Origin of the sequence: Bacillus sp. FSL K6-1218 (genome assembly GCF_038006445.1) — a bacterium.
In the GTDB taxonomy this organism is placed as follows: Bacteria; Bacillota; Bacilli; order Bacillales; family Bacillaceae_G; genus Bacillus_A; species Bacillus_A thuringiensis_S.
Map to the genome: position 1 here is coordinate 2,265,264 of NZ_JBBOVE010000001.1, position 18,818 is coordinate 2,284,081.

Below are 18,818 nucleotides of genomic sequence, written 5' to 3' on the forward strand. Positions count from 1 at the left end.
GGAATAAAGATGGAAATTTCAATTGATCGTAAAGCTCTACAATGGTTCCAGGAAGAATTACGTATAAAGCACGGTGAATCTGTACGTTTTACTGTAAGGTATGGAGGGGGTAGTTCAATTCAGCCCGGATATTCTTTAGGGGTTGTTGCAGAGAAACCAGATGGGGAAATAGTGTCAGTTGAGAAGGAAGGTATTATATTTTTTGTAGATTCTGATGATCTTTGGTATTTTCAAAACTATGATTTATTTGTAAGTTATCATGAGGAAATGGAAGAAATTCAATTTAATTATGTAAAATAATAACTTTATTAAAAATGAATAAATTTTATATAAAAATTATATTTAAGAGATAGTGAAATAAATATCATATAGTAACGAGCTGTATTTGTGTACAGCTCGTTTTTTCTATTTCGCAAATAAAATTAGAATAATAGTATATTTGGCGGTGTTATATGAAGAATCTTTATATCTTGTTTTTAAAAATACGTAAAGAAGTCTATTCTTTCTTTATAAAACATAAGAATTATTTTCAAAAAATTGTATTGTTACAGTAAGAAAAGTGTAGGAAACTTATCATTATAAAATAAATTGAAATCTTCTAAAAACTCTGATACATTGAAATAGAAATGTAGTTTCACAATATTGTAAAGGCTTACAGTTATGTGCACGAAGATCTATTAGGATTGGAGGAAATAATGATGAAAGCTGAAGAAAAATTTTCCCCGGGATTAGATGGTATAGTGGCAGCGGAGACGAAGATATCGTTTCTTGACACAGTAAAAGGTGAAATTGTAATTCAAGGGTATGACTTAATCGAACTCTCAAAAACAAAAGAGTATTTAGACATTGTGCACCTTTTATTGGAGGAACACCTACCGAATGAGGATGAAAAAGCAACACTTGAAAAGAAATTAAAAGAAGAATATGCAGTACCAGAAGGTGTATTCAACGTACTAAAGGCATTGCCTAAAGAGACGCATCCTATGGATGGATTACGTACAGGTGTGTCGGCATTAGCTGGTTACGATAATGATATCGAAAACCGTTCGTTAGAAGTGAATAAAAGCCGAGGGTACAAGCTGTTAAGTAAAGTGCCAAACATTGTAGCGAATAGCTATCATATTTTAAATAATGAGGAGCCAATCGAACCTCTTAAAGAATTATCTTATAGTGCGAATTTCTTCTATATGTTAACTGGAAAAAAACCAACTGAACTTGAGGAAAAGATCTTTGATCGTTCCCTTGTTTTATATAGTGAACATGAAATGCCAAACTCTACATTTACAGCTCGCGTTATTGCATCAACACAATCAGATTTATATGGTGCTTTAACAGGGGCAGTTGCATCTTTAAAAGGAAGTTTACATGGCGGTGCAAATGAAGCGGTTATGTACATGCTTTTAGAAGCTGGTAATGTTGAGAAATTTGAAGAGTTATTACAGAAGAAACTATATAACAAAGAAAAAATTATGGGCTTTGGACACCGTGTTTATATGAAGAAAATGGATCCAAGAGCACTTATGATGAAGGAAGCTTTAAAACAGTTATGCGATGTAAAAGGTGATTATACACTATATGAAATGTGTGAAGCTGGAGAAAAGATTATGGAGAAGGAAAAAGGAATTTATCCAAATCTTGATTATTATGCAGCTCCAGTATATTGGATGTTAGGTATTCCAATTCAACTTTATACACCAATCTTCTTTAGCTCTAGAACAGTAGGATTATGTGCGCACGTTATTGAGCAACATGCAAATAATCGTTTGTTCCGTCCACGTGTAAATTATATTGGCGAGCGACATGTACTTAGTAAATAAGAACAACTGGGGAGTTGTTAGCGCCGCCCGCCAGATGGGTGTTTGACCGACACCCATCATTAATAATAACGAATTTTCGACAGAAAGGGAAGGATAGCATGATTAAAACAAATGAAATTAAGCAAAAAGATGCATTATTAGAAGAGATTACGGATTATGTATTGAATAAAGAGGTTACTAGTGCAGAAGCATTCAGTACAGCTCGTTACGTATTACTTGATACACTTGGGTGTGGAATTTTAGCACTGCAATATCCAGAATGTACGAAATTACTAGGACCAGTTGTGCCAGGAACAATCGTGCCAAATGGTACACGTGTACCAGGTACGTCTTATGTACTAGATCCAGTAAAAGGTGCATTTAATATCGGATGTATGATCCGTTGGTTAGACTATAACGATACTTGGCTTGCAGCAGAGTGGGGACATCCATCTGATAACTTAGGAGGAATTTTAGCAGTTGCAGATTATATTAGCCGTGTTCGTATTTCAGAAGGAAAAGAACCGTTAAAAGTACGTGAAGTATTAGAAATGATGATTAAAGCTCATGAAATTCAAGGTGTACTTGCTTTAGAAAACAGCTTAAACCGCGTTGGCCTTGACCACGTATTATATGTAAAAGTAGCAACAACTGCTGTAGTTGCGAAAATGCTTGGTGGAACACGTGAAGAAATCTTTAATGCATTATCACATGCGTGGATTGATAATTCTAGTCTTCGTACATATCGTCATGCTCCAAATACTGGATCACGTAAATCATGGGCAGCAGGTGACGCGACGAGCCGCGGTGTTCATCTTGCGATGACTGCTCTAAAAGGTGAAATGGGTTACCCTACAGCATTATCTGCACCAGGATGGGGATTCCAAGATGTATTATTCAATAAACAAGAATTAAAATTAGCTAGACCATTAGAGTCTTATGTAATGGAAAATGTATTATTTAAAGTTTCATATCCAGCAGAATTCCATGCACAAACAGCTGCAGAATGTGCTGTGAAATTACATCCGGAAATTAAAGAAAGATTAGATGAAATTGACCGTATTACAATTACAACTCATGAATCAGCAATTCGTATTATTGATAAAGAAGGTCCATTAAATAACCCAGCTGATCGTGATCATTGCTTACAATACATTACGGCAATTGGTTTATTAAAAGGAGATATCGTTGCGGACGATTACGAGGATGCAGTAGCAAACGATCCACGTGTAGACGAATTACGTAATAAGATGGTTGTTGTTGAAAACAAACAGTACAGTTTAGATTACCTTGATCCGAACAAGCGCTCAATCGCCAACGCTGTTCAAGTTCACTTTAAGGATGGCACAGTAACAGAAAATGTGGAATGTGAATATCCACTTGGTCACCGTTTCCGTAGAGACGAAGCAATTCCAAAAGTTATTCAAAAATTCACTGCAAATATGGCAGGTCATTATTCTAGTAAGCAACAAGAAGAAATTCATGAAGTTTGTTTAAATGAAGAAAAACTAGAAAATATGAATGTAAACGAATTTGTAGATCTATTCTTAATTTAATAATAGGGGGAATTTAGAATGGCTTGGGTTGTGAAAAAGCAGTCAACACAAGAGGAGCTTGCGAATCGATTCCGAGCTTTAGTAGAAGCAAATGAAATTTTGCAAATTCCAGGTGCTCATGATGCAATGGCGGCTTTAGTTGCAAAAAATACAGGTTTTTCAGCTCTTTATTTATCCGGAGCTGCTTATACTGCAAGTAAAGGTTTACCAGATTTAGGTATCGTGACGTCTACTGAAGTGGCTGAGAGAGCAAGAGATTTAGTAAGAGCTACAGACTTACCTGTTCTTGTTGACATTGATACAGGATTTGGTGGTGTACTAAATGTAGCGAGAACAGCTGTAGAAATGGTGGAAGCGAAAGTAGCAGCTGTCCAAATTGAAGATCAACAATTACCAAAAAAATGTGGACATTTAAATGGTAAGAAACTTGTTACTACAGAAGAATTGGTTCAAAAAATTAAAGCGATTAAAGAAGTTGCACCGAGCTTATACATTGTAGCACGTACTGATGCTCGCGGCGTTGAAGGATTAGATGAAGCAATTGAAAGAGCAAATGCATATGTAAAAGCAGGTGCAGATGCAATTTTCCCTGAAGCGCTTCAATCAGAGGAAGAATTCCGTCTATTTAATAGTAAGGTAAATGCACCTTTACTTGCGAATATGACTGAATTCGGAAAAACTCCATATTATAGTGCAGAGGAATTTGCGAACATGGGCTTCCAAATGGTTATTTATCCTGTAACTTCACTTCGCGTTGCAGCGAAAGCGTATGAAAATGTGTTTACTTTAATTAAAGAAACAGGTTCTCAAAAAGATGCACTTTCTAATATGCAAACGAGAAGTGAATTATACGAAACAATTTCATATCATGACTTTGAAGAGTTAGATACTGGTATTGCAAAAACAGTATTATCAGAAGATCAATAGATAAAGCAGTGAAGGCGATGAAAATACATCTTTGGCAAAATAAAATGCTTGATGTGAAAAATCATCGCCTTCTATTTTCAAAAAAGATATTCCACTCATCGTAGACGAGCATAAGCAAAAAGCTATGAAGGCCGAATGATAGGGGGATACATATGGAGCAAACGAAGTTACCATGGGATGAATTTTTTTCACTCAATAAAGATATAAATCATACTTACTTTACACCAGAAGATTTTTCAGGTGATGAAGATTTAATCGCAAAAACGACAGAACAATTCGTTAAACAAGAAATTGTTCCACAAATGGAGAATATTGAACAACATAACTATAAAGTTTCTCGTCAATTATTTGAGAAAGCTGGGGAACTTGGATTATTAGGCATTGAGGTACCAGAAGATTATGGCGGGTTCGAGTTAGGAAAGGCTGTCTCAGGTCTTGTAGCAGAGAAAATGGGTTACGCTGGTGCATTTAGCGTTTCATTTAATATACACGCTGGTGTCGGTACATTGCCTTACATATATTACGGAACGAAAGAACAGAAAGAAAAATATTTACCAAAAATCGCATCGGGAGAATGGATTGGGGCTTATGCTTTAACTGAGCCAAATGCTGGTTCGGATGCATTAAGTGCAAAAACGAGCGCAGTATTGAATGAAGAGGGAACAGCTTGGAAGTTAAATGGTGAGAAGCAATGGATTACAAATGCTCATATGGCAGATGTATACGTTGTTTTTGCGAAGACAAATAAAGGAATGACAGCATTTATTGTCGAAAGAACATGTGAAGGTGTATCCATTGGGTTAGAAGAAAAGAAAATGGGTATTAAAGGTTCTTCAACGGCGACTCTTATTTTAGAAGATGTTGTCATCCCTGTTGAAAATGTTTTAGGGGAAGTTGGGAAAGGGCATCACGTAGCTCTTAATATTCTTAACTTTGCTAGACTTAAACTTGCTTTTGGAAATATTGGAACAGCAAAACAAGCAATTGGTTTGTCAGTTCAATATGGAAAAGAGCGAAAACAGTTCCAAACGGAATTAGTAGACTTTACGATGATTCAAGAGAAAATTGCAAATATGATCATTGCTACATATGGAGCAGAAAGTGCAGCTTACCGTACAGCAGGTGTAATTGATGAAGCAATTCATGAGAGCGATGAAGATCTTATGAAAAAAATGTCTCAATTTGCAATTGAATGTGCACTAAATAAAGTAAATGCTTCTGAAACACTTGCTTATATTGTAGATGAAGCTGTACAAATTCATGGTGGTTACGGTTATATGCAAGAGTATGAGGTAGAACGATTATATCGTGATGCTAGAATTAGTCGTATTTTTGAAGGAACGAACGAAATTAATAGATTAACAGTTGCCAAAATGTTAATGAAGCAAATCGAACCATTAGAAGATACTGAAGTAGAAAGTGATGTAGCAAATGTCGAAAGAAACCATCGTTACATTTTATTAGCGAAAAAATTGTTGAAACAATCTTTGAAAACGCTCTCTAAAACTCCAAGTCTAAAAATCGACCAAGAACAAGAATATTCACGTGTAATATCAAATATGTTGACGGACGTGTACGTCATGGAATCAGCGTTTTTACGTACGAGAAAAGCAGTAAGTAAAAATGGTGAGGAAAAAGAACGTACGAAGCAACAAATAACGGATGTTATTTGTGAAGAAGGATATCGTAAAGTAGAAGAAGCGGCGATTTCTGTACTTTCAGCGGCTGTCACAGAAGAACAAGATAGACATGTGATTTTAGCTGAAATCCGTCAATTATTAGTACCTTTATACACGAACGTATTTACGAAGAAGAGAGAAATTGCGAAAGCTATTATAAATCGTGGGAAATATATTGTGTAAATAGGAGGAAAGCGATATGAAAAAGATTGGTTTTATCGGTTTAGGTAACATGGGTCTTCCGATGTCAAAAAATCTAGTTAAATCAGGTTACACAGTATATGGCGTGGACTTAAATAAAGAGGCAGAAGCGTCCTTTGAAAAAGAAGGCGGAATTATCGGTCTATCAATCTTAAAACTAGCAGAAACATGTGATGTAGTTTTTACAAGTTTACCTTCACCTCGCGCTGTTGAAGCGGTATATTTTGGAGCAGAAGGATTATTTGAAAATGGTCACTCGAATGTAGTTTTCATTGATACAAGTACGGTATCGCCGCAGTTAAACAAACAATTAGAGGAAGCTGCAAAGGAAAAGAAAGTAGACTTTTTAGCAGCACCTGTGAGTGGTGGAGTAATCGGAGCCGAAAACCGTACATTAACGTTTATGGTTGGTGGATCAAAAAAGGTATATGAGAAAACGGAATCTATCATGGGCGTACTAGGCGCGAATATTTTCCACGTTAGTGAGCAGATTGATAGTGGTACAACTGTTAAGTTAATTAATAACTTATTAATTGGTTTTTATACAGCTGGTGTGAGTGAAGCTTTAACATTAGCAAAAAAGAACAATATGGATTTAGATAAAATGTTTGATATTTTAAATGTAAGTTACGGTCAAAGTAGAATTTATGAACGTAATTTTAAAAGTTTTATAGCACCTGAAAACTACGAGCCAGGATTTACTGTGAACTTATTGAAGAAAGATTTAGGATTTGCAGTTGACTTAGCTAAGGAAAGCGAACTCCATTTACCGGTAAGCGAAATGTTATTAAACGTATATGACGAAGCGAGTCAAGCTGGATATGGTGAAAACGATATGGCTGCTTTATATAAGAAAGTTAGCGAGCAATTAATTTCTAATCAAAAATAAATTATACAAAGGAGAGAATACAATGATTACAACTGAAATTAAACGAGTAAAAAATCACATTAACGGTGAGTGGGTTGAATCGACAGGTACGGAAGTAGAAGCAGTTCCAAATCCAGCGACTGGAAAAATTATCGCTTACGTTCCACTATCTCCAAAAGAAGATGTTGAAAAAGCTGTTGAAGCGGCAAAAGCAGCATTCGAAATGTGGTCTAAAGTACCAGTTCCGAATCGTTCAAGAAATTTATATAAATATTTACAGCTATTACAAGAAAACAAAGATGAGCTTGCGAAAATCATTACGCTAGAGAATGGTAAGACGCTAACGGATGCAACAGGTGAAGTACAGCGTGGTATTGAAGCGGTAGAACTTGCAACATCTACACCAAATCTAATGATGGGTCAAGCGCTGCCGAATATTGCTAGCGGAATTGATGGATCAATTTGGCGCTACCCAATCGGAGTTGTTGCTGGTATTACGCCGTTTAACTTCCCGATGATGATTCCGTTATGGATGTTCCCACTTGCAATTGCTTGCGGTAATACATTCGTATTAAAAACATCGGAAAGAACGCCACTTTTAGCGGAGCGACTTGTAGAATTATTCTATGAAGCAGGTTTCCCAAAAGGCGTATTAAATTTAGTACAAGGCGGAAAAGATGTTGTAAATAGCATTTTAGAAAATAAAGATATTCAAGCTGTTTCGTTCGTCGGTTCTGAGCCAGTAGCTCGTTACGTATATGAAACAGGTACGAAACACGGAAAACGTGTACAAGCGTTAGCAGGTGCGAAAAACCATGCGATTGTAATGCCAGATTGCAATCTTGAGAAAACAGTACAAGGTGTAATTGGATCTGCATTTGCAAGTAGTGGAGAGCGCTGCATGGCATGCTCAGTAGTAGCAGTAGTGGATGAAATTGCTGATGAATTCATTGATGTATTAGTAGCAGAAACGAAAAAATTAAAAGTAGGCGATGGCTTTAGCGAAGATAACTATGTTGGACCATTAATTCGTGAATCTCATAAAGAGCGCGTTTTAGGCTATATTAATAGTGGTGTAGCAGATGGGGCAACTTTATTAGTAGATGGCCGTAAAATTAATGAAGAAGTTGGAGAAGGTTATTTTGTAGGTGCGACAATCTTTGATGGCGTGAATCAAGAAATGAAAATTTGGCAAGATGAAATTTTTGCTCCAGTATTAAGCATTGTACGTGTTAAAGATTTAGAAGAAGGTATTAAACTAACAAATCAATCTAAATTTGCAAATGGTGCGGTTATTTATACGTCAAATGGTAAACATGCACAAACGTTCCGTGATAACATCGATGCTGGTATGATTGGTGTAAATGTAAATGTTCCAGCACCAATGGCATTCTTCGCATTTGCAGGAAATAAAGCTTCATTCTTTGGTGATTTAGGTACAAATGGTACAGATGGCGTTCAATTCTATACACGTAAAAAAGTTGTAACTGAGCGCTGGTTTTAATAAAGAGTAGACTGTCAGATTAGTTGTGAAATGAAAAACACCACTATTAATAGTGGTGTTTTTCGTTTTTATCAATTACTTTTTTCAAAAGCTAGTTTAACACCAAATCCAATTAGGACGATTCCTGTTAGCCCTTGAATATAACGTTGCGTCTTCGGTTTTTTCATAAAAGCACTAATTTTATCAATTAACAATATATAAAACGCAAACCAAATGGCAGTTAAAACGAGGTAAGTAAGGCCCATTACAAGAAGTTGAATAAATGTATTATGATTTGGATTTAAAAATTGCGGTAAAAAAGTTAAAAAGAAGACTGCTATCTTAGGATTTAATAAATTCGTTAGAAATCCTTGGCGAAAGCAAGAAGTATGTTTGTTTTCATTATTTAAAGATATATCATTTGTATCTATGCCTTCTTTATTTCTTACTGCTAAAAGGGCTTTAATACCGATATATATTAAATAGAGAGCCCCAACGTACTTGAAAATAGAAAATAAAAGAGCTGACTTTACAATAAGTGCAGAAAGACCAATTATAGCAGCTAAAGTATGAATTAATAGTGCAATACATGTACCAAACACTGTTTTCACTCCACCGACTTTACCAGCAACCAATGTGTTTTTCGTAGCCATTGCTGTATCTGGACCAGGTAAAATGATAAGGCAAATAGACATAATGATGAAAAGAAGATAATTTTCTATCATAGCCGCCCCTCCTTTTTATTTTTAGAATATTTGATTAAAATCAGTGTAGCACAAAAATGGATTTAATAAAATTAAATTTTATTAAAAATTATTAAATAAAAAAGGCTATATAGTAGCTGTAATTTCACTACTATATAGCCTCGATTTTATCCCGCTATTTGCGGGTAGTAAGATTTCCACCGCACAAGATTTAGCTGAAGCAAAGAAGTTAGGTGGGGGATGAACAAAACACCCACGCATTACAGTTTCATTTTATGCATTAAGTAAGTTAAAGAAACGATTCACATCTTCTTCTGAAACGTCACTTAACTGTTTATATTTATAATTCGGATTTTGATCTTTATCAACGACAACGGAGCGTACTCCTTCGAAGAAATCTTCATGTCTCATGAAATTTTTAGCAAGTATAAGGTCCGTAGCGAAGCATTCTTCAACGGATTTATCTTGTCCATCAATAAACTGTTTTAATGTTACTTTGAGTGAAATAGGGGATTTTGATAACAGTGTTTCTTTTGTTTTTAGAGCAAAGGAACTTTGATCTTTCTCCAATGAATGGATGATTTCTTCAATTGTATCGAAAGCAAAATGTGAATTGATTACTTCTAATGAAGGAGTCAGCTCGCTTTCTAAGTTTGGAGCAGTTGCAAATGTATGAATAACTTCTTTTAAATTAGTATGTACATCATCTTCTTTATGCCAATTTACACTTTCAAGTTCAGTAAGAAACTCTGGTAATGAATCAGATGTCATAAAGTAATCAGCAGCATTAATAAATAATACGTCAGAAGCTTTTAAAATAGATGCTGTTAAAGCAACGAAGCGTCCTGTATATCCAGGTGCTTTATTTAAGAAATATGCAGCTCCGACGTCTGGGAAGAAGCCGATATTCATCTCTGGCATTGCCCATTTCGTACGTTCAGTTACAATGCGATACTTCGCACCATTTGTAAGACCGACACCACCGCCCATTACAATTCCATCTAAACAAGCAATAATCGGTTTTGTATATTGATAAATATATGTATCAATTTCATACTCTTCTTCAAAAAAACGTTCTGCATGTTGCAATGCCACTTCATTGGAACGCGCTTCATAAAGAGTTTTAATGTCGCCACCTGCACAAAAACCTTTTGTGCCAGCTCCTTTTAACACGATAAGTGCAATACGCTCATCGTGTTCCCACTCTTTAAGTTTTTGTCCGATAGGTTGTAACATGTCATAAGATAAAGAATTAAGTGCTTTTGGACGGTTTAAAGTAATTGTTGCAACGCCGTTTTCACTAACAGAAAATAAAACGTGTTCAGTCATAATGCATCCTCCCTTACATATCTTCTTATTCTTAATTCTTGATATGTACTGAAATGTCCTTTATAAATTTTGTCAAAAGTTGACGGTAAATATTAATTTGGTCACCGCATATTTTGACGAGTTATCTTTGCAGGATTTCAGAGACTGAGGGGGAATATTACAACATTACTGTAAGTGTAATTATTTGAAGTTATTATGATAAAAGCGCTATTATATAGGTGTGAATTGTTCATTATCAATTCTAAAAAGAGTGTTTGAAGAAAAAATGAATCGTACAATTGTAATAAAAAATTTTACACTGAATTAGAAATAGAGAAAGGAGAAATCGGAATGCCAGGACCTTTACTATTGTCGGTTATTATTTTGTCTTCTTTAATGATAGGGATAACGCAGTATTTTCATCATACAGATACGACAGAAGAAGTGAAGGATAAAGTACGTCTCGTATTTCCGATTTTTATAATATCTATTTCATTCTGTATTTTATTAAATAAAGATGGGTACATTGTCGCAGTGTTCTCATTTTTCGTCGCAATCGTTTTAATTACCGTTTTATATTATGTAATGAAAGACTTTATACAAAAATAAAGATGTCACAATAGGCATTTTTATTTTGGAGAAAATATAAAATTTCACATACCGTACTTTATATAAAATACATAAAACATATAACAATAGAAAAGTGTGTACTTTGCTGTGTATGTACTTGTCAATCTTGCATAGCCACTATACTATTAAAATGTAGAGATTATAAAAAGGGGTTGTATCTATCATGAAATTTGAGATGCACACAAAAATTATTTCAAATGAAAAAGAAGTAAGATTACATATTGAAGAAAATATATTTCAATTAATATTGGATGGTTATCACTTATTTACAATTCAAGAAATATTGCCTTTATATAAATCAAATGAAGAAAGAATTGGAAGTGCAACGATATTGAAGCTAGAGTGGGAGAACGGAAAAACTACAATAAACTATCAACTCGTTTCACTAAAATCAGTAAATTAAAAGGAGTAGAAAAATATGAAGTTATTTCATACAGCGGATTGGCATTTAGGTAAGCTTGTTCATGGCGTGTATATGACTGAAGACCAAAAGATTGTATTAGATCAGTTTGTACAGGCTGTTGAAGTAGAAAAACCAGATGCTGTAATTATTGCAGGTGATTTATATGACCGAGCAATTCCACCTACAGAAGCAGTAGACTTATTAAATGATGTGCTGCAAAAAATAGTTATTGATTTACAAACACCAGTTATTGCAGTAGCTGGTAATCATGATAGTCCGGATCGTATCCATTTTGGGAGTAGTTTAATGAAAAAACAGGGATTACATATTGCAGGCCAATTTCAATTCCCGTATGAACCTGTTGTACTAAATGATGAATATGGAGAGGTTCACTTCCATCTAATACCGTATGCAGACCCAAGCATAGTTAGACACGTGTTGAAAAATGAAGACGTACGTTCTCATGATGATGCGATGCGCATTTTTATGAATGAGCTCTCTGAAACAATGGATAAAGAAGCTAGACATGTATTTGTTGGACATGCATTTGTAACTTCTTCAGGAGAAGCGGAGGAGAATACAAGTGATGCAGAACGACCACTTTCAATTGGTGGTGCTGAATATGTAAATAGTCATTATTTTGATAAGTTTCATTACACAGCGCTTGGACATTTACATCAAGCGCATTTCGTACGTAATGAGACCATTAGATATTCAGGTTCACCACTTGCCTATTCAATTTCTGAAGAGAAACATAAAAAAGGTTATTACATTGTAGAACTGAATGAAACTGGTGAAGTAGCAATTGAAAAAAGGTTACTTTCACCACGTCGTAAAATGCGAACAGTAGAAGCGAAAATAGATGAATTATTACAGCACCCAGTAAGTGAAGATTACGTATTTGTAAAATTATTAGACGAAAACCCTGTCTTACAGCCAATGGAGAAAATACGATCTGTATATCCAAATGCAATGCACGTTGAAAGAGCGATGCAAAGGCGAGAACTCACAGATACAAATGAAGTAACGGTTTCAAGACATAAAACGGATGATTTATCTCTTTTAAAGGCTTTCTATAAAGAAATGAAAGGGTTAGATTTATCAGAAGAGAAAGAACGCCTATTTATAGATGTATTACAAACAGTGCAAGAACGGGAAGGTGAACGAGGATGAGACCGATTCAGCTTATTATGACAGCATTCGGGCCATATAAACAGAAAGAAGTAATCGATTTTGAAGATCTTGGAGAACATCGTATTTTCGCTATTTCTGGGAATACGGGAGCTGGAAAAACAACGATTTTTGATGCGATTTGTTATGTGTTATATGGTGAGGCTAGTGGAGAAGAACGTAGTGATACGAGCATGCTTCGAAGTCAATTTGCTGATGATGATGTTTATACAAGTGTAGAACTAACCTTTCAATTAAAAGGGAAACGCTATGAAATAAAAAGACAACTTGGACATAAAAAACAAGGGAATAAGACCATTACAGGACATGCAGTAGAATTATATGAAGTTATTGATGGAGAAAACGTTCCAGCCGTCGATCGTTTTCATGTAACAGACGTAAACAAAAAAGTGGAAGATTTAATTGGGTTAAGTAAACATCAATTTAGTCAAATTGTTATGTTACCACAAGGTGAATTCCGAAAACTATTAACATCTGAGACGGAAAACAAAGAAGAGATTTTACGTCGTATTTTTAAAACGGATCGTTATAAATTAATGCGTGAGTTACTTGATCAAAAGAGAAAACAATGGAAAGATGTTTTACAAGAAAAACAAAAAGAGAGAGAGCTCTATTTCCGTAATGTTTTTAAATTACCAATCCGTGATGGAGCATTATTAGAGACATTAGCGGCACAAGAACATGTAAATACGCATCAAGTAGTAGAAGCGTTAGAACAAGAAACAACAGTGTATAAGGCAGAGGTTGAGCAATTACAAGTAGAACAAGATGTTCAAACGAAGCAATTAAAGGATGCAGAAACACGTTTTCATGCAGCAAAATCTGTAAATGAGAAATTTATAGATTTACAACAAAAGAATGAGAAATATAACACTTTACAAGAGAACCGTGCAGCAATTGAAAGGAAAGAAAAATCCTTTAAACGTGCGGAACAAGCAAAGCGCTTATTACCATTTGAACAATGGTATGAAGAAGCAATGCAAAATGAGCAGAAAGCTGAAAGTTTGTTAAAACAGATAATCGTCAAACAAGAACAGATAATGAATAGTTTTGAGCTTGCTCAGGAGAAGTATGAAGTAGTAAAGAATAAAGAACTTGAACGAGAAGAGGCTAAAAAACTTGTTCAAAGATTAGAAGAGTTACAAGCGATCATTGAATCATTAGCTGAGAGAAAGCTGAATTTACAAAATGCCGAAATTCAAATAGGGAAATTAAAAGAAAGTATGCACAAGTTGGATCAACAACTAGAAGAGCATACAAGTCAAAAACAGGGAATGTCTGATGAATTGCAGCAATTAGAACAAGCACTTGAGCAATATGTAGCTAAAGTAGAAGAACTAACGAATATGCGAGAAGATGCAAAAGTTTTAAAGCAAGCATATGATGTTTGGCAAGAAAAACAAAAATTTGAGCAAGAAAAAGAGGCGGCAAATAATAAAATGCAAGTGGCAGTTCGTGCATATGAAAACATGGAGCGCCGCTGGTTAAGTGAACAAGCTGGTATATTAGCTCTTCATTTACATGATGGTGAATCTTGTCCGGTATGCGGTAGTACGAATCACCCGCAAAAAGCTACAGAGCAAAGTAATGCGATCGATGAAAAAGAGTTAAACGATTTAAGAGATAAGAAGAACATAGCTGAAAAATTACATGTGCAAGTAGAGGAGAAATGGAATTTCTATCGACTACAATATGAACAAGTGATAGAAGAAGTTGTGAAGCGCGGCTACAACTCGGAAAAATTAGCTGAAACATATAGTGCACTTGTTCAAAAAGGAAAACAATTAGCAGCAGACGTGAATACGTTAAAAGCAAGTGAAGAAACACGTAAGCAGATTGCTGTGAACATGAAAAGCGTAGAAGAAAAAATAGAAGAACTTCAGAAACAAAAACGGGAAGTAGAAACAATGCAGCACCGTACAGAAATGGAGTGCATGCAACTTCGTACGTCATATGAACATGATAAACGAAATATTCCAGAAAACTTACAAACAGTACAAGCTTGGAAAGCACAGTTGGACCAAGCTATGCAGGAACTTAGGTTAATGGAGGACGAATGGAAGAAAGTGCAGGAAGCGTATCAGCATTGGCAAAATGAAAATATACGTATTCAAGCAGAACAGAAAGGTGCTTCTAATCAATTTGAAAGTGCAAAATTGAAGAAAGAAGAAACTTTCGCACGCTTTATGAGAGAGCTAGAACAAAGCGGGTTTACAGATCAATTCACGTATAAAGAAGCCAAATTAAGCGATGCCCAGATGGAGATGTTACAAAAAGAAATTCAAGGTTATTATTCATCTCTCGAAGTGCTTGCAAAACAAATTGAAGAGTTAAACTCAGAATTAAAAGATAAAGAGTATATGGATATTACATCTTTAGGTGAACACATAAAAGAACTAGAAATTAATCTCGATATAATTAAAGAAAAACGTCAACGTGCGCAAAATGCGGTAACATATATTTCTGATTTACATGAAAACATTAGACGTATTGACGAACAAATTCACGAGGAAGAAAAAGCCTTCCAAGAACTTGTTGATTTATATGAAGTAATGAAAGGTGATAACGAAAGTCGTATATCATTTGAACGTTACATCTTAATTGAGTATTTAGAACAAATCGTTCAAATCGCAAACGAACGACTACGTAAATTATCAAATGGACAATTTTATTTAAAACGAAGTGAACGAGTTGAAAAAAGAAACCGTCAAAGTGGATTAGGCTTAGATGTGTACGATGCATACACTGGCCAAACGCGCGATGTAAAAACATTATCCGGCGGAGAGAAATTTAACGCATCACTTTGCTTAGCGCTAGGAATGGCAGATGTAATTCAAGCATATGAAGGTGGTATTTCCATCGAAACAATGTTCATCGATGAAGGGTTCGGTTCATTAGATGAAGAATCATTAACGAAAGCAGTAGATGCCTTAATTGACTTGCAAAAATCAGGCCGATTTATCGGTGTCATTTCACACGTACAAGAGCTGAAAAACGCAATGCCGGCTGTATTAGAAGTAACGAAGCAGAAGGATGGGTGTAGTCAGACTAGGTTTGTGGTGAAGTAAGCTTAGAAAATGGAGTAGGGAATCTACCGATACTTTTAGTGTCATATGTATGAAAAATAAAACGTCGTCTCTTCATTGGAGGCGACGTTTTATTTTATAAAATATCTATGAATTATCTGTAGAAGGCGGCGTATTCTCCAAACGATTATAAGTTTTAAAGGCTGAAATTGCTGAGATAACCCCGCCTACTAAAAATAAAGCGGATCCTCCAACTAAGATGATACGACTGACATATGTTTCCCGTGCTTCTTCGACTTCTTCTTGTAACGTTGTAGGCATATGAATTCCCCTTTATAAAAGTTGTTTTATAAATAGTATATACAAACGCCTAAAATGTGTTAAAATAACTGATGATTTTATGCAGTGGGTAATTAGATGAGTAGGATGCGAGTGGCTAAATAAATCTTCATCACAAATTTATGCGAACTTCACATAGAGCACATATTAACATTGTATTATGTATATGTACCAAATAAATAAATAAATAAAGTGAATGTAAGTTCTGTTTTCAAAAATTTAAAATCCTTTTATTTCTATATGAAAGTTTTAATCAAGGGTTTTAAAAAATTTGGAAATAGATCTTATGAATATGGAATTCATATAAAAGGGGAATGTCTTATGACAACATATACGAGTGAAATGAGAAAAACTTTAGTTTCAGAAGAAGATGTAGATATTTTAAAAATTATGGCGCATCCAATCCGACTGCAAATTGTAAATGAATTAAGTACGAGAAAAACTTGTAATGTAACACAATTAACAGAGTTACTGAATATTCCGCAATCTACTGTTTCACAACATTTATCAAAAATGAAGGGTAAAGTGTTACGAGCAGAGAGAAGAGGTTTAGAAATTTATTATCATATTAACAATTTAAAAGCGAGTAAGATTGTTAATGTTTTAGGGTATATAAACTAGTGAAATATTTTTATATAAAATAGCCCCTGCTGTTGAGCAGGGGCTATTTTGTGTTGTTTTATGTATTTGTATTTAAAACTTTATAGTTTTTATGATTTACAATTGTTCGATCAAATTCAAAAGTACCACCGCTTACATTTGTAATTTCAACTAAGACCGATTCAGTATAAAGTTTTAGTACAGATCCTGTAATCTTTAAATTGTTTCGTTGAAAAAGTATAGTATCCCCTACGTTTGCTTTCATAGTACCTCCTTAAAGACAGAAATATTTTTTATTATATATATTAAACCACGGATAGATATATTAGTGAATATTTAGTTTTATTTATTGAAAAAAATTTGTGATTTTATAAAAATAAGGTACATCGAAGTATAAAAATTTTTTCTACTTGTAAAGGAAAATTTTAATTTAGCAATTGTATAACATGAGACATAATTTTTATAAAAGAAGATGATAAAACAGTTGTAAGTTGTATTGAAGCTAAACATTATAAAAGCTACTTATGTATTTAATCAGTAGTTTTTTGTATTTCGTCCTTCGTTTTCTGTAACTGATTCCATGTTTTTGACGCTCTATCTTGTAAGTGCTTACATAAGCGGAAACATCTTATATAATGAAGGTGTTAAATCAAAAGAGGTGACCAAAATGAACATAAAAAAAGTAAATTTAGCGAATAGCATTGAAATAGAAAGAGGAGGCGGAAAGGTATGAAAAAATCAACTGTTAATCCATGGTTTGTTGTCTTTGGCACAGTTATAGTACAGATGGGGCTTGGAACGATATATACATGGAGTTTATTCAATCAGCCTTTAGTTAGTAAATACGGTTGGAGTCTTAACGCTGTTGCGATAACTTTCTCAATTACTAGTCTTTCTTTAGCATTTTCAACTTTATTCGCGAGTAAATTGCAAGAAAAATGGGGACTTCGTAAACTTATTATGATAGCTGGACTAGCATTAGGACTAGGATTAATACTTAGTTCACAAGCTTCCTCATTGATATTGCTTTATGTACTAGCAGGAGTTGTTGTAGGTTATGCAGATGGTACAGCATATATCACTTCACTATCAAATTTAATAAAGTGGTTTCCAGAGCGTAAAGGTTTAATTGCTGGTATTTCTGTCTCTGCATATGGTTCAGGTAGCTTAATCTTTAAATACGTTAACGCACAGTTGATTGAATCAGTTGGTGTATCGCAAGCATTTATATACTGGGGTTTAATTGTTACAGCTATGATTGTAATTGGTGCTTGTTTAATCCATCAAGCTGCAGATCAAGGAGCAGTTCATGAAACAAAAACTAAGGAATACACAACGAAAGAAATGTTAGGCACAAAACAAGTATACTTATTATTTATAATGTTATTTACATCATGTATGAGTGGCTTATACTTAATTGGTATGGTAAAAGACATTGGTGTTCAACTTGTAGGACTGAGCGCAGCAACAGCAGCTAATGCGGTGGCTATGGTTGCAATCTTCAATACATTAGGTCGTATTATTTTAGGACCGTTATCGGATAAAATTGGTCGTTTAAAAATCGTTACTGGTACTTTTGTTGTTATGGCGAGTTCAGTCTTAGTTCTAAGTTTTGTAGATTTAAATTATGGTATTTACTTCGTATGTGTAGCAAGTGTAGCGTTTTGCTTTGGTGGAAATATCACTATTTTCCCAGCTATTGTTGGCGATTTCTTCGGTATGAAAAACCATAGTAAGAACTACGGAATTGTGTATCAAGGATTTGGATTTGGAGCGCTTGCAGGTTCCTTTATCGGTGCACTTCTAGGTGGATTCAAACCAACGTTCATGGTGATCGGTGTATTATGTGTCGTGTCATTCATTATCGCAATTTTAATTCAAGCACCTAAACAGAAAAAAGAACACGAAGAAGAGTATCGCAGCGTAGCATAAGTATATAAATCTTCTATAACACTATGATTACGAAAAAGCATCCTATTCTATTAATTGGGATGCTTTTTTTATGAGTTATTTTAACAAGGTTAAATTACTTTTGGGATTTTTATAGATGTAAAAGTGAGTGGAATACCTATTTGGATTATATTGGAATATGATAAATTGATACATC

The 18,818-nt window shown here is 34.6% G+C and carries 17 protein-coding genes; 13 read left to right on the plus strand and 4 right to left on the minus strand.

Translation table 11 applies throughout. The features are described from left to right. Positions 1–9: 9 nt before the first annotated feature. The 7 genes from MHI26_RS11620 (at position 10) to MHI26_RS11650 (ending at position 8,531) form a co-directional block, all read left to right on the plus strand. Positions 10–300: a HesB/YadR/YfhF family protein gene (locus MHI26_RS11620; protein ID WP_061667586.1), complete on the plus strand. Its 291-nt coding sequence runs from the start codon at positions 10–12 to the stop codon at positions 298–300. Between the two features lie 395 nt (positions 301–695). Then, positions 696–1,817 carry a citrate synthase gene (gene mmgD / locus MHI26_RS11625; protein WP_001987369.1) on the plus strand — a complete coding sequence of 374 codons (1,122 nt, stop codon included), beginning with the start codon at positions 696–698 and terminating at the stop codon, positions 1,815–1,817. Positions 1,818–1,915: 98 nt separating this feature from the next. Beyond that, a complete protein-coding gene (gene prpD, locus MHI26_RS11630) occupies positions 1,916–3,352 on the plus strand; it encodes a 2-methylcitrate dehydratase (protein WP_061667585.1) in 1,437 nt (478 codons plus the stop codon). Positions 3,353–3,370: 18 nt separating this feature from the next. Then, positions 3,371–4,279: a methylisocitrate lyase gene (gene prpB / locus MHI26_RS11635; protein ID WP_000312640.1), complete on the plus strand. Its 909-nt coding sequence runs from the start codon at positions 3,371–3,373 to the stop codon at positions 4,277–4,279. Between the two features lie 152 nt (positions 4,280–4,431). Continuing rightward, on the plus strand, positions 4,432–6,141 hold the full coding sequence (locus MHI26_RS11640) for an acyl-CoA dehydrogenase family protein (protein ID WP_061667584.1): 1,710 nt from the start codon (positions 4,432–4,434) through the stop codon (positions 6,139–6,141). Between the two features lie 16 nt (positions 6,142–6,157). After that, positions 6,158–7,048: an NAD(P)-dependent oxidoreductase gene (locus MHI26_RS11645; RefSeq protein WP_061667583.1), complete on the plus strand. Its 891-nt coding sequence runs from the start codon at positions 6,158–6,160 to the stop codon at positions 7,046–7,048. Positions 7,049–7,070: 22 nt separating this feature from the next. After that, a complete protein-coding gene (locus tag MHI26_RS11650; protein ID WP_061667582.1) occupies positions 7,071–8,531 on the plus strand; it encodes a CoA-acylating methylmalonate-semialdehyde dehydrogenase in 1,461 nt (486 codons plus the stop codon). A 71-nt stretch (positions 8,532–8,602) separates the two neighbouring features. Here MHI26_RS11650 and MHI26_RS11655 read toward each other — a convergent pair whose 3' ends face one another. Both MHI26_RS11655 and MHI26_RS11660 read right to left on the minus strand, forming a co-directional pair. Further along, entirely contained in the window at positions 8,603–9,235 is a 633-nt protein-coding gene (locus MHI26_RS11655) for a LysE family translocator (RefSeq protein ID WP_061667581.1), read from the minus strand. 252 nt (positions 9,236–9,487) lie between these two features. Next, complete coding sequence (locus MHI26_RS11660; RefSeq protein WP_061667580.1) at positions 9,488–10,543, minus strand: enoyl-CoA hydratase/isomerase family protein; 1,056 nt, start codon at positions 10,541–10,543, stop codon at positions 9,488–9,490. 330 nt (positions 10,544–10,873) lie between these two features. On the opposite strand from MHI26_RS11660, the gene MHI26_RS11665 reads away from it, so the two are divergent. The 4 genes from MHI26_RS11665 to MHI26_RS11680 all read left to right on the plus strand — a co-directional run bounded on the left by MHI26_RS11665 (position 10,874) and on the right by MHI26_RS11680 (position 15,814). Next, positions 10,874–11,131, plus strand: coding sequence for a hypothetical protein (locus tag MHI26_RS11665; protein WP_001119409.1), 258 nt, complete (start codon positions 10,874–10,876; stop codon positions 11,129–11,131). A 184-nt stretch (positions 11,132–11,315) separates the two neighbouring features. Beyond that, on the plus strand, positions 11,316–11,555 hold the full coding sequence (locus MHI26_RS11670; RefSeq protein WP_000667344.1) for a DUF2584 family protein: 240 nt from the start codon (positions 11,316–11,318) through the stop codon (positions 11,553–11,555). A gap of 15 nt (positions 11,556–11,570) precedes the next feature. Next, complete coding sequence (locus MHI26_RS11675; RefSeq protein WP_000765159.1) at positions 11,571–12,728, plus strand: exonuclease SbcCD subunit D; 1,158 nt, start codon at positions 11,571–11,573, stop codon at positions 12,726–12,728. Further along, complete coding sequence (locus MHI26_RS11680; RefSeq protein WP_061667579.1) at positions 12,725–15,814, plus strand: AAA family ATPase; 3,090 nt, start codon at positions 12,725–12,727, stop codon at positions 15,812–15,814. Before MHI26_RS11675 ends, MHI26_RS11680 begins: the two co-directional genes overlap by 4 nt. 105 nt (positions 15,815–15,919) lie before the next feature. Here the strand turns inward: MHI26_RS11680 and MHI26_RS11685 are convergent, their stop codons facing one another. Beyond that, positions 15,920–16,093 (minus strand): hypothetical protein, encoded by a 174-nt coding sequence (locus tag MHI26_RS11685; protein WP_001143355.1) that lies wholly within the window; start codon positions 16,091–16,093, stop codon positions 15,920–15,922. A gap of 339 nt (positions 16,094–16,432) precedes the next feature. On the opposite strand from MHI26_RS11685, the gene MHI26_RS11690 reads away from it, so the two are divergent. Next, on the plus strand, positions 16,433–16,732 hold the full coding sequence (locus tag MHI26_RS11690) for an ArsR/SmtB family transcription factor (RefSeq protein WP_000214801.1): 300 nt from the start codon (positions 16,433–16,435) through the stop codon (positions 16,730–16,732). Between the two features lie 58 nt (positions 16,733–16,790). On the opposite strand, the gene MHI26_RS11695 is transcribed toward MHI26_RS11690, so the two are convergent. Beyond that, entirely contained in the window at positions 16,791–16,976 is a 186-nt protein-coding gene (locus MHI26_RS11695; RefSeq protein ID WP_000646793.1) for a YkvS family protein, read from the minus strand. A gap of 464 nt (positions 16,977–17,440) precedes the next feature. Here MHI26_RS11695 and MHI26_RS11700 point away from each other — a divergent pair, with 464 nt between their 5' ends. After that, a complete protein-coding gene (locus MHI26_RS11700; protein ID WP_000750105.1) occupies positions 17,441–18,643 on the plus strand; it encodes an L-lactate MFS transporter in 1,203 nt (400 codons plus the stop codon). Positions 18,644–18,818 lie beyond the last annotated feature (175 nt).